We start from the raw sequence: 12,192 nt of genomic DNA on the forward strand, positions 1-12,192 counted from the left end.
CGCATCGGGCACGCTGATCGGCGGCAGCACCATCCACGCCACCGCGCGCGACTGGGCCCGCTTCGGCGAAATGCTGCGCAACAAGGGCGCGGTGCGCGGCGTGCAATTGGTCCCCCGCCAGTGGATCGACTTCATGACCACCCCCAGCCCCCGCGAAGCCGAATACGGCGCGCAGATCTGGCTCAACCGCAAGCCCACCAGCGGCGGCGAAGGATCACTGTTCCCCGGCAAAGGCGCAGCAAGCGCGTTCTCGGCGATCGGCCACCTCGGCCAATACGTGATCGTCTCACCCGAACAGGGGCTGACCGTGGTGCGGTTGGGCAAGACGCAGGAAGACCGGCTGCATCTGGTGGCGGAACGGCTGGGCGATTTGGTGGCGCTGTTTCCCAAGGGGTGAGGTGGGGTGCTGCGCGGCTTTGGATTCAGGTAGAAGGGTGAGAAGCGGAGGCCAGCGGCCCCCACACCCCCGGGACTTCGATTGCTATTGGTCAACGGCACTCTTGCCCAAGTGCTCAGCTAGGAAGGTCAGCCTGCGGTTCCAAAAATCGATTACGTCCGCCCTACGCTGGAGGACGTGCCCTTCACCCTCGTAAATCCTGTATTCGACGCTTTTGCCCAACCGCCTAAGCGCAATATAGGTCGCATCCGCACCAGAGGAAGTAAAATCCTCGGCCCCCTGCCCCATCAGCAAGGGCGTGCTTATTTTATCGAAGCTGAAGATTGGCGAATTTTCGAGGTAGCGGTCGCGATACTGCCACGGCGACCCTCCCATTGCGCCTTGACCATGCTCGAAGTAGTCAACCTTTGCGAGCGTATTGGTTTGGTCAATTTCGAGATAGGATGCGAGCAGGTCTGGGTTAATCACGTTGCCGGTCGTGACTGCCGCCTTGAAACGATCCGTATGACTGATCAGCGCAAGCGTCGAATACGCGCCATAGCTCTGCCCCATTATGGCAAGGCGGTCCGGATCGGCGAAACCCTGGGCTATTGCCGCGTCCACCGCAGGCAATACCGTATCAAGCAAACTCTTCACCGGCGCGCCTTGGGTGATCGGCGCATCGGGAAACAATACCGCATAGCCGCGAGTGGCGAGCACGTGCATGTTGAACATGCCGGTATCGTCATCAAAGCCGAACGTGCGGACCGCATGCGATCCATACTGGCCGCCATAGACCCACACCACGGTCGGCAATGGCCGCCCAAGCCGGAAGCCAGGGGGTAACAGCAATGCAGCCTGCAGTGCCTTGCCGTCGGCGGTGCGGAAATCGATTACGCGCGCCTGACCCAGCGCATATCTCTCAAGGTCGCTGTTGAGATGGCTGATCTGCCGCGCCCGCTTGGCTTTGGTTTGGTAAACCCAAACGTCGGCAGGATGCTGCTGATCTTTGGCGACAAACGCAATCTCGCCGCTGGCATCGCTGGCATCGATGCTACTCATGGCCTCGATTTCGCGGCTCGGCAACGGCTCGGCCGAGGCGGAGCCAGTTCCCGAATCAATCCGCAGGATGTAGGGTTGACGATCTGTCGCGCGCCTACCAATGGCCCAAAGGGCTCTGCCTCGATCCGTTGTCCAAACGACTGACGAATCAAACTTCGACACCAGAGTCTTGATTTCAATTCCCGGAACTTTGGCGACACGCTGGCTGGCTCCCGAGCGCGGATCAAGCCGCCAAAGTTCGCCAGCCTCGGCGCTTGCATAAAGGTGTTGCCCATCTTCGCTCCATCGCGGGGCGGTGTCCAAGAAGGTCACTGATACGACAGGCGGAAGCGGACGGAGGGGCGATCCGTCAACCGGAAGGATGGCCACACGAGGTGCATCTTTCTCATCGCGATCGACCTGCGCCAGCGATTGGCTGTCGGGTGCCCAGCTAAATTCCGTCCCCCAGTATGCCGCTACATTTTTCCCAAGTGTGCGAACTTGGCCTGACGTAACCTCTTGAACCTTGATGCTGTAAAGGGGACCGCTCAGGGGAAATGCGTCGATCTCGGTGTAGGCCACGGATCGTTCATCCGGAGAAAAGGCGTACCAGCACAATCTCGCATTCTGAACCAGCCGCCGGACGCTTTGGGTTTTCAAGTCGACAAGAGCGAGGTCTGCCAGCGCCCGGTTGCTAATCGCTGGCAAGCCGGGGGTGGTCGACATTGTTTGATCGGTGGTTCGGAGAACCACAACTCCGGGCGCGTTAGCCTCGTGGAGCGGGAATTGACGTTTGGTGCTCGTTAGCGGATTCATTGCATTGGCATGCTGGATCGTCTCTCCTATCGGTAGAACCTTGACCAGCAGGCTGTGGCCGTCGGCACTCCATCGTGGAACTTCCCAACCCCAGAATGGACGAACGACTACACCGGGAATGCGCTCTGCTTTGCGCGTCGCCAGATTCCACACCCACAGCCCTGCTTGTCCGCCGTCATCAGAATAGAAAGCCACCCGCTTCCCATCCGGCGACCAAGCGGGCGCCCAGCTTGAACTCTCCGAACCGCCCAGCCTGACCTCTTCGCCAGTGTGCGTATTGGTGATGTGCGCCTCTTTACGGTCTAACCCCTCGGCAAACGGGACCCCGCTAGCCGAGAAGAATAACGAGGCTTTGGGCAGGAAGTCGGGGGTGCTGACGGTGTAGGCTATCCATTGGCCGTCTGGCGAGTAAGTGATCGCAGAGTTAGAACCGTGGCCTTTGACCGATGCCGCTATTTCAACTGGAAGTGGTTCGCGTCGGGGTCTATCGGCGGCATTTGCGCCCGCTGTTGCGATCCACAAAATGCTTATGAATCTCGTTGCCAAGCCAAAGAACTTATTCAACGCAAATCTTTCCTTGCAAGTCGGTCACTTGTAACAAGAAAGCCTGAGCAAGTCGAATTTGCAGTCGTCCGCGCGGGTGCGCTCCTCAAACTTCTCACCCATCCCAACCAAACGACAGACAAGGAACAGAGGGCGTGGACAGTCGCTGGGGTGTGGGTTCGATGGCCCCCACATTCAAATCGTTGATATTAAATCATAAATCTTGCCCAACCAACCAAACCACACCGAACCGCTGTCCTACAAGGCGCAAACTTGCCATGATCGCGGCCGATCCTTGAAATCGTCGGCACGTCCTTGTTTTTCCTCGTCCGGATGGGCGGGGCGTGAGTCGTTCGGGCTTCTCTGCCAAGTTCCACACGTGTGAACTTAGCGAAGCTGCGAATTTACCTGTTTTAATTCAATGTCTTAAGTCCAGAATATCGTCACGCAGCGTCAGCCTTTGGCGCCAGTGCCGTCGCCAGATCGACGTCATCCGCCAGCAAGTCCTCGGGCGTGTGGTCGTGATCGTCGATCATGCCTTCGGGGTCGGGGTGGATCAGCACTTCGACGCCGGGGAATTCGTTCATCAGGCGGGCTTCGACTTCGTCCATCACGCGGTGGGCTTCGGTCACGGTCATGCGGCCATCGACCCAGACATGGAACTGGACAAAATCGCGGTGGCCACTGGTGCGGGTGCGCAGATCGTGGACACCGCGCAACTCGGGATGCTTGCGCAGGACCTCGATGAAGCGTTCGCGTTTTTCGATTGGCCATTCCTGGTCCATCAGCTGTTCGATCGCGGCTTGCGAGGCGCTCCACGCGCCCCAGGCCAGCCACAGCGCGATGCCGAGCGCGAACGCTGGATCGGCCCATCCGACACCCAGCCGCTGGTCGAGCAGCAGCGCGGCGATCACCGCGAGGTTGAGCGCGAGATCGGCTTTGTAGTGGACGTGGTCGGTGGCAATGGCGAGCGATGCCGTCTGGCGGATCACGTGGCGCTGGTAGGCGATCAGCACCAGCGTGAGGCCGATCGCGACGATCGAGACCGCTACACCGTCCGTCGCAGCTTGGGTGCGTCCGCCGGTGAGCAACTGATCGATCGCGTGCCAGCCCAGCCCGATCGCCGAGACCGAGATCAGCACGACCTGGAACATAGCCGCCAGCGCCTCGGCCTTGCCGTGGCCGAAGCGGTGGTTGTGATCGGCGGGTTGCGCGGCCACCCAAACCCCGGTCAGCGTGGCCATGCTGGCGACAAGATCTAGCGCGGTATCGGCCAGGCTGCCCAGCATCGCGGTGGAGCCCGTGGACAGCGCGGCCCAAGCTTTCAGGCCGACAAGCACGCCGGCCACCGAAATGCTGGCCATCGCGGCGCGGCGGTTGAGGCCATGGTTGTGGGTGTGATCGGGCATCGTCAGGGATAAAGCAGCGTGCTGGACCAGTCGTTCCCGGTCCACACGAAACGGCGGCGATCATGGAGGCGGTGGGCGCGGTCCTGCCAGAATTCAATCGCATCCGGCGTGACGCGATAGCCGGACCAGTGCGCAGGCCGCGGCACATCGCCATCGGGGTAGCGCTCGCGCAGCTTGTCCACGCGATCGAGATAGACCTGCCGCGAAGGCAGCGGGCGCGACTGGTCCGATGCGGCCGAACCCAGCCGCGATTCGGGATGGCGGCTGGCAAAGTAGGCATCGGCTTCTGCGGCGGTGACTTCGTTGACGCGCCCTTCGACGCGAATCTGCCGCCGCTGCGACTTCCAGTGGAACAGTAGCGCAACGTGATCGTTGGCCGCCAGTTCCCCGCCCTTGCGGCTGTCGAAATTTGTATAGAACACGAAGCCGCCGCGGGTGCCCAACTCCGGTCCGTGGCCCTTCAACAACACCATCCGCACCGACGGCGCTGCGCCCGGGGTGGCGGTGGCAAGCGCCATGGCATTGGGATCATTGGACTCTGTAACGCGGGCCGCATCAAACCATGCGTTGAACAGCGCGAAGGGATCGCTGTCGGGAATGCCGGATTCATCGTTGCTGTCCATGTTTCGGTCCTAGACCAGCCATGCTGCACTGCAAACCCACATTGGCCCGACCTGCACCTTATGCCCATGCGTTCGCGGGGTTAGTGCCCAAGCGGCTTGCTGAACGAGAGCCGAATACCTAGCTTGGCAGGCATGGCAGACCCTTACACAACGCTTGGCGTAGCGCGCAACGCGACCGAAAAGGACATCAAATCCGCATATCGCACGCTTGCAAAGGAACTGCACCCCGATCGCAACAAGGATAACCCCAAGGCCACTGAACGCTTCGGCGTGGTCACCCAGGCCTATGACCTCCTGTCCGACAAGGACAAGCGCGCGCAGTTCGATCGCGGCGAGATCGATGCAGATGGCAATCCGGCCGCGCCATTCGGCTTTGGTGGTGGCGGTGCGGGGGGCGGCTTCGGTGGAGCCCAGCGCGGCTATCGACACGACGGGTTCGAAGGTGCCGCCGGTCCCGGTGCGGGAACGGAGGGCATCGATATCGGCGACATTTTCGAAGGTCTATTCGGCGGCCGCAGCGGCATGGGCGGCGCTCCGGGCGGCGGCTTCGGCGGCGGGCGAAGTGCGCCACCGCCCAAGGGTGCGAGCTTGCAATACAAGTTGCAGGTACCGTTTATCGACGCCGCGACGTGCGCGCCGCAGCGGATCACGCTGGGTGATGGCAAAACGATCGACCTGAAGCTGCCGGCCGGGGTTGAAAACGGCACGCAGATGCGGCTTTCGGGCAAGGGCCAGCCGGGGCCAGGCGGGGCGGGCGATGCGATCGTGACCATCGAAGTGGGCACTCATACGTTTTACACCCGACAGGACGACAACATCCTGCTGAGCCTGCCGATTGCGCTCGACGAGGCGGTACGCGGCGCCAAGGTCAAGGTTCCGACGGTGGACGGCGCGGTGATGCTCACGATCGCGCCGGGCAGCAGTTCGGGCCGCACGTTGCGGCTCAAGGGCAAGGGCTTCCCGCGCAAGGATGGCACGCGCGGGGATCAATTGGTCACCCTTCAAATCGAATTGCCCGTCGACGATGCGGATTTGGCCGCGCGGCTCGAAGGCTGGCATGATACCCGCGACTTGCGCGGCCGGATCGGCGTTTGAGCGACGATCCGGCGCGATCCGGCGCCGGAACACGCGCGGCCGTGGTTCCCGACTTGTCGCCCGAAGCGCGGCGCAGCGAGGCCTTACGCTGGCGCGCCGGATTTGGAACGAGTCTGGCCGAGGCACAGGCCCGGCTTGGCCCCGGCAGCCACTTCCACCAGATCATCACCCGCGTCTGGACCGGCGTCATCAACGACGGCTTCATTCATGCTGGCAACTTTGCCTACATGACGCTGATCGCGCTGTTCCCGTTCTGCATCGTTGGCGCCGCGACGTTTTCGCTGCTCGGCGAACCGAGCCAGCGCGCCGCGGTGGTCAACGCGATCCTGCTCGAATTGCCGCCGATCGTCGCGCATTCGATCGAGCCGGTGGCGCGCTCGGTGATCGTTGCACGGCAAGGCTGGCTGCTTTGGCTAGGCGGATTCGTGGGCCTGTGGACTGTCGGCAGCTTGATCGAGACAGTGCGCGATGTGCTGCGTCGCGCGTATGGTACACCGTGGGAACACGGCTACTGGCGTTACCGGCTTGCCTCGACCGCGCTGATCCTGGCGTCGATGGTGCTGTTGATCGCAAGCCTGGGCGCGCAAGTGGCGATCGAGGCGGCGCAGCAGGCAATCGAGGCGTTTGCGCCGCGGCTGACCGGCTGGATCGGCCGCCTGGCGCTTTCGCGGTTTGTCCCGGCTGTCGGGCTCTATGGCTCGCTTTACTTGCTGTTCCTCTCGCTCACGCCCAAGGCCTACCGCTCGCGAGCTTACCCCAAATGGCCCGGCGCGCTGTTCGTGGCGACATGGTGGTTGGCGGTGATGGGGGCGCTTCCCGCCATTCTCAGGACATTCTTCAAGTACGATCTGACTTACGGCAGCCTTGCAGGGGTGATGATCGCGCTTTTCTTTTTCTGGCTGGTCGGACTAGGGGTGGTGGTCGGGGCCGAACTCAACGCCGCGCTCGCCGTCAGTCCGGAGGAGCGCGACATGTTGGGCCAGACCGATGATCGCCAGCGAGCGATAGAAGGAAACGCATGAGCGGATTGATGAAGGGCAAGCGGGGCCTGATCATGGGACTGGCCAATGACAAATCGCTGGCATGGGGAATCGCCAAGGCGCTGGCCGAGCACGGCGCCGAAATGGCGTTCTCGTACCAGGGCGAGGCGCTGGAGAAGCGCGTGCGGCCGCTCGCTGCCAGCCTGGGCAGCAATTTCCTGATCGAATGCGACGTGTCCGACATGGCCGCGCTCGATACCGCGTTCGAGACGCTGGCAGCGCGCTGGCCGACGATCGACTTTATCGTCCACGCCATCGGCTTTTCCGACAAGAACCAACTGCGCGGACATTTCTACGATACCACGCTCGACAACTTCCTGATGACGATGAACATTTCGGCCTACAGCCTGGTTGCGGTGACGCAGCGCGCGATGCCGATGATGCCGGCCTTCGAGGACGGCAAAGGCGGCGGATCGATCCTGACGCTAAGCTACTACGGCGCCGAAAAGGTCGTGCCGCATTACAACGTGATGGGCGTAGCCAAGGCCGCGCTCGAAGCCAGCGTGAAGTACCTCGCCAACGATTGCGGACCGCAGAACGTGCGCGTCAACGCCATCTCGGCCGGCCCGATCCGCACGTTGGCCGCCAGCGGAATCGGTGATTTCCGCTACATCCTCAAGTGGAATGAACTCAACGCGCCGCTGCGGCGCAACGTGACGATCGAAGATGTCGGCGGCGCCGCGCTATACTTGCTGTCGGACTTGTCATCGGGCGTGACCGGCGAAATCCACCATGTCGACGCCGGCTATCACACCGTGGGCATGAAACAAGAAGACGCGCCCGATATCGCGCTGGGCTAGCGAAATTGCGGCGCCTGGCTATCAGTTGCCCGGCGGCGGTGTAGGCAGGTCGCTGGGCGCAGCAGGCACTTTGGCGGCCTTGATGGCTTCTTCGGCGGCCTTGCGTTCGTCATATTGCTTTTCAATCTGCTCGACCCGCGCCTGCTCGGCGGCTGTCGTCGCATCGATCGTGGCGGCGCGCTTGGCGCGTTCGGCCTCGATCGCCTTGCCGAAGTGGACGTCGCTGGGCTGCTTGCGTTCGGCATAAGCGTCGTGAATCAGCTTGGCCATACACCCCGAAGCGCCGTTGATGCCTACCGGCGAGCAACTGTTGATCCCGCTCTGGCCCACGGTTTCGAACGACCGCGCCTTTTCGGCCCACGATGTGTTCACAGCCGAATTGGGATCACCGCCACGAAAAGGCGCCGGGATGCGATAGCGCTCGGCCTCGGGCTTGCGCGCGCAGACGACGATCTCGTCGCCCTTGGTGGCGGGGCAGGCTTCCTCGCCATAGACGATGATCATGTTGACCTTTTCGCCGGCTTCTTCCTGCGCCATCGCTGGTTGTGAACTGAAGGCGGCAAAGGCGCTGGCGAATGCGAGAAGCACGGGCTTGCGGAACATGATTTTGGGCCTTTCGGGCGACACGGCACAGCCCGGGTATAAGCATCGCACCGGTTGAATGATAGATGAAGCCACCCGGTTCCCGATGGATGCGGCGCAATCGCGGGCTAGCTGGCCATCAGATCTTTGCAGCCAGCCCTAAATTTTTTCAGACAGCCGGATCGCCACGCGGCACCCCAAGCGGATTGCACCCGACAGGAGTCCGTAGGCCGGTGCGTTTTCGGCACCGGCGGCGATGGCCGATGCGTGATGCTCACGTTCGTCGTCGCGGAATTCGGCGATGATGGCGGACAATTCGGGGTCGCTATCACCCAAGTCTTCGAGTTGCTGGCTGTAATGCCGGTCGATCTCGGTTTCGACCGCGGCGGTGCAGGCCATCGCCGCTTCGGGCCCGAGCAGCGCGGTGGCGGCGCCGAGCGCGAAGCCTGCCGCAGACCACACCGGATGCAGCGCAGTCGGCCGCACACCGCGCGCGGCCATCAGCGCCACGAAGCGCTTGTGGTGATCGGCCTCTTGCGCCGCCATCGCCGCGATCTCGGCCGCGTGCGGAGCGCGATCGCCCATGACCGCGAGTTGACCCGCATAAATCCGCGTGGCGCCGAATTCACCGGCCTGGTCGACCCGGATCATCACTTTGCTCGATGACGTCATGCTGCCGAACTCCGCGATCCGCGCACCAGCAAGCCGTACACCGCCAGCGCTCCCAGGGACGAGACCAGGAAGTTGTACCCGGCAAGGCTCACCCCGACCAAAGTCCAGGCGGCAGTATCGCACCGCACCAGCGGCGCATTCATGATCGCCGACAACGCATCGCCTTCGATCCGCGTGGTCGAGCACGCGGTCGGCCCGGTCCACCAATGATATTCGACCCCGGCATGGAGCAAGCCTATGCCCGCGCTCACGCCGATCGCTAATCCCGCCAACGCAATCAGCGTCGTACCGGCGGACGACTTGCGCAACGACCAGCCGGCAAGCGCGAAGCCGATCGCGGCAAAATGGCCATAACGCTGCCACCAGCACATTTCGCACGGGGGCAATCCGAAACCGTACTGCGCGATATAGACGCAGGCGATCAGCACCAGCGGCAGCGCCAGCGCGATCACGAAAGCGGCGTGCCGGGAATGTGCGGCGGTCATGCCGGGCGCCCGGTTGTCAGCGACTGTTAGCGGCAAAGCGGGCTCCGGTATGCTCGATCGTCTGCACCGCGTAGTATAGCTGGAAGTCGGTGATGCCTTTGGCCTTGAGCTGTTCGGGGGTCAGCTTGAAGCGCGGATCATCGGTCTTGTCCTTTTCCAAGTCCTTGTCCTCGAGCTTGGCCTCGTTGATCAGGTGCCCGCGCAAATCGCTCTCGCGGAACGAACGCAACTGACGTGCGCGGCGATCGGCGTCGGAAATCTGCGGCACCGCCACGTCGGGATCGATGCCGCCTTCCTGCACCGAACGGCCCGATGGCGTGAAATAGCGCGCCGTCGTGAGCTTGAGCGCGGTGTCCTTGGACAGCGGGATCAGCGTCTGCACGCTGCCCTTGCCGAAGCTGCGCTGGCCCATGATCAGCGCGCGGTGCTGGTCCTGCAGCGCGCCCGCGACAATTTCGGAGGCCGAGGCCGAGCCTTCATCGATCAACACGATCACCGGCAGGCCCTTGGCCATGTCGCCCGGTGTGGCGTTGTAGGTTTCGGTATCGCGCGCCGAACGGCCGCGCTGCGAGACGATCACGCCCTTGTCGAGGAACAGGTCGGACAGCGCCACCGCCTCATCGAGCAACCCGCCGGGGTTCTCGCGCAAGTCGAGGATCAGCCCGGTAGGGTGGCCGCCGGTCTTGGTGCGGATTTCGCCCCAGGCCTTGGCGACATCGGCGGCGATGTTCTCGCTGAAGCTCGAGACCGAGATCACGCCGACATTGTTGTCCTTGATCTGCCATTCGACCGGCTTGAGATCGATAATTTGCCGGGTCAGCGTCACATCGAACGGTTCTTCGCGGCCCTGGCGGAAAATGGTGATGCGGATCTGCGATCCTGGTGCGCCGCGCATCGAATCGACCGCTTCGTCAAGCGAGCCGCCGAAAATTAGCTTGCCGTCGAGATGCGTGATGAAATCGCCCGCCTTGAGCCCCGCCTTCTCCGCCGGTCCGCCCTTGATCGGCGCGATAACCTTGACCGCGCCATCATCGAGCGTGACCGACAGGCCCAGCCCGCCGTACGAGCCTTCGGTCTGGGTCTTGAGGTTGTTGAATTCGCGCACATCGAGGTACGATGAATGCGGATCGAGCGAGGCCAGCATCCCGTCGATCGCGCCCTTGACCAGCTTGTCGTCATCGATCGGTTCGACATAGTCGGACTTGATCCGCTGATAGACCGCGAGCAGCTTGCCAAATTGCGGGCCCGAACGCGCGTCGACTGCGGCCAGGCCGGCGGTGGCGGCCGGGATCAGCGCAACCGCGCTGACGAGCGCAGCCGCGCGAAACAGCGTAGCGAAGGATGTCTTGAAGTTTGACTGGCTCACGGGCTTGACCTTCTTTGCCGGTCGCATCGCGCGGACCGGCCAGCACAATCTAGTGCGCCGCGCGCCTTAACGCCAGATGCATGAACGGGCCAGGCAAACGCTTTGAATCAGCGCAGCAGCCCCAGCGGGTTCACCGGTACGCCATCCTTGCGCAATTCCACGCTGATCGCAGAGCGGCCCGAAGCTGCCAGCCCGATCGGAGCACCTTGCCGCAGCTCATCGCCGACCGAACTGTCGATCCGCGCCAGCCCGGTGATCAGCGTGGCCCATCCACCTGGATGCTCGATGATCATGATCCGGCCATAGCCGCGATAGGGGCCGGCAAAGGCCACGCGCCCGCCCGCCGGCGCAATCACCAACGCGCCGGGTTGGGGCAGCAGCATGATTCCGCGCGAAGAGCCGCTGTCGCCGTGCGAACCGAAACCCGAACCCAGCCGTCCGGCCACAGGGAGTATCCAGTCGAGCCCCTTATTCGCGTCCATGATCGGAGCAGGCTCCACTTGCGCCGCGGCCATGCCTGCACGCGCCTGCGGATTGGCGGGGCGCATGATCGGACCAGGCAACGCCGACAGTTCGTCACGAAGCGCATTTTCACTGTCGAGTTGGGCCATCAGCCCGCCCAGATCACGCGTCTGTTCGGCCAGCGCCAGCGCCCGGTCGGTTTCGCGCACCGCGTTGCTTTGCGCTTGCTGCGACGCCAGTCGCTGCCGGCCCTGGAGTTCGGCCAGGGTTCGTTGCCGTTCGGCCAGCACGCCGGTACTGGCCCGCAAGCTTTCGATCGTGGCCGATTGCTGCTGCCGCAGTGCACGCGCCTTGTCGATCTCCCCGCGCAAGCCTTCGGTGCGGCGCTGGACTTCGGGTGCCATCGTGGTCAGCACCGCGCGCAAATAGACCGTGTCGCGCAACGAGCCCGGCCGCAGCAGGCCGAAGATCGGCGGCCGCCGCGCGATCAGTTCCAAAGCGGCGGTCAGCCGCACAAGCGGTGCCTGGCGCGTTGCCATTGTAAGCCGCAAGTTCGTCTGCCGCTGATCGAGCAGCGCCAGTTTCGCGCGATAAATCGCGGCTTGCGCCTGCGATTCCTGGATTCGCGCAGCCACTGCCGCTGCCTGCCGTTCGGTGCGTTCAGCCGCTGCGGTGGCAGCATTGGCCTGGGCTTCGAGAGCTTCGCCCCGGTTGCGGGCGGTGTCGAGTTGCGCCTGTGCCTCGTCGAGCGCCGCAGCCGCTTCCTGGCTCGACGCGAATGGCACGGCGTTTTCAGCCGATGCGCGCCAACCAGCAAGGCTGGCCGCCATTGCGACGCCAAGCGCAAAGGTCAGGATAATTTTATAACGTGTCACGCGCCGG

12 protein-coding genes are annotated in these 12,192 nt (G+C 63.2%); 4 read left to right on the forward strand and 8 right to left on the reverse strand.

What is annotated here, in order from left to right; translation table 11 throughout:
- Positions 1-397 (forward strand): serine hydrolase (locus Q0R16_RS04755; protein WP_295632757.1); only part of this gene is annotated, 397 nt, incomplete at its 5' end.
- An 84-nt stretch (positions 398-481) separates the two neighbouring features.
- Here Q0R16_RS04755 and Q0R16_RS04760 read toward each other — a convergent pair.
- From Q0R16_RS04760 to pdxH, 3 genes are all read right to left on the reverse strand, one after another.
- Positions 482-2,797, reverse strand: a complete 2,316-nt coding sequence (locus Q0R16_RS04760) for a prolyl oligopeptidase family serine peptidase (protein WP_295632760.1) — start codon at positions 2,795-2,797, stop codon at positions 482-484.
- A gap of 422 nt (positions 2,798-3,219) precedes the next feature.
- Positions 3,220-4,185, reverse strand: coding sequence for a cation diffusion facilitator family transporter (locus Q0R16_RS04765; RefSeq protein WP_295632763.1), 966 nt, complete (start codon positions 4,183-4,185; stop codon positions 3,220-3,222).
- 2 nt (positions 4,186-4,187) lie between these two features.
- On the reverse strand, positions 4,188-4,808 hold the full coding sequence (gene pdxH, locus Q0R16_RS04770) for a pyridoxamine 5'-phosphate oxidase (protein ID WP_295632767.1): 621 nt from the start codon (positions 4,806-4,808) through the stop codon (positions 4,188-4,190).
- Between the two features lie 132 nt (positions 4,809-4,940).
- Between pdxH and Q0R16_RS04775 the strand changes: the two genes are divergently transcribed.
- From Q0R16_RS04775 to fabI, 3 genes are read left to right on the forward strand one after another with little or no spacing between them, the layout of a single operon-like run.
- Positions 4,941-5,903, forward strand: coding sequence for a DnaJ C-terminal domain-containing protein (locus tag Q0R16_RS04775; protein WP_295632770.1), 963 nt, complete (start codon positions 4,941-4,943; stop codon positions 5,901-5,903).
- Positions 5,900-6,925 carry a YihY/virulence factor BrkB family protein gene (locus Q0R16_RS04780; RefSeq protein WP_295632773.1) on the forward strand — a complete coding sequence of 342 codons (1,026 nt, stop codon included), beginning with the start codon at positions 5,900-5,902 and terminating at the stop codon, positions 6,923-6,925. The genes Q0R16_RS04775 and Q0R16_RS04780 overlap by 4 nt, the downstream gene beginning before the upstream one ends.
- Entirely contained in the window at positions 6,922-7,743 is an 822-nt protein-coding gene (fabI, locus tag Q0R16_RS04785; RefSeq protein ID WP_295632776.1) for an enoyl-ACP reductase FabI, read from the forward strand. The genes Q0R16_RS04780 and fabI overlap by 4 nt, the downstream gene beginning before the upstream one ends.
- A gap of 21 nt (positions 7,744-7,764) precedes the next feature.
- Here the strand turns inward: fabI and Q0R16_RS04790 are convergent, their stop codons facing one another.
- The 5 genes from Q0R16_RS04790 to Q0R16_RS04810 all read right to left on the reverse strand — a co-directional run bounded on the left by Q0R16_RS04790 (position 7,765) and on the right by Q0R16_RS04810 (position 12,185).
- Entirely contained in the window at positions 7,765-8,346 is a 582-nt protein-coding gene (locus Q0R16_RS04790; RefSeq protein WP_295632781.1) for a hypothetical protein, read from the reverse strand.
- 138 nt (positions 8,347-8,484) lie between these two features.
- A complete protein-coding gene (locus Q0R16_RS04795) occupies positions 8,485-8,997 on the reverse strand; it encodes a demethoxyubiquinone hydroxylase family protein (protein ID WP_295632785.1) in 513 nt (170 codons plus the stop codon).
- Positions 8,994-9,482 (reverse strand): disulfide bond formation protein B, encoded by a 489-nt coding sequence (locus tag Q0R16_RS04800; RefSeq protein ID WP_295632788.1) that lies wholly within the window; start codon positions 9,480-9,482, stop codon positions 8,994-8,996. Before Q0R16_RS04800 ends, Q0R16_RS04795 begins: the two co-directional genes overlap by 4 nt.
- 16 nt (positions 9,483-9,498) lie before the next feature.
- Positions 9,499-10,848, reverse strand: a complete 1,350-nt coding sequence (locus tag Q0R16_RS04805; protein ID WP_295632791.1) for a S41 family peptidase — start codon at positions 10,846-10,848, stop codon at positions 9,499-9,501.
- Between the two features lie 107 nt (positions 10,849-10,955).
- On the reverse strand, positions 10,956-12,185 hold the full coding sequence (locus Q0R16_RS04810) for a peptidoglycan DD-metalloendopeptidase family protein (RefSeq protein ID WP_295632795.1): 1,230 nt from the start codon (positions 12,183-12,185) through the stop codon (positions 10,956-10,958).
- Between the last annotated feature and the right edge of the window lie 7 nt (positions 12,186-12,192).

The sequence above is a fragment of the Novosphingobium sp. genome (assembly GCF_025351285.1).
GTDB lineage: Bacteria > Pseudomonadota > Alphaproteobacteria > Sphingomonadales > Sphingomonadaceae > Novosphingobium.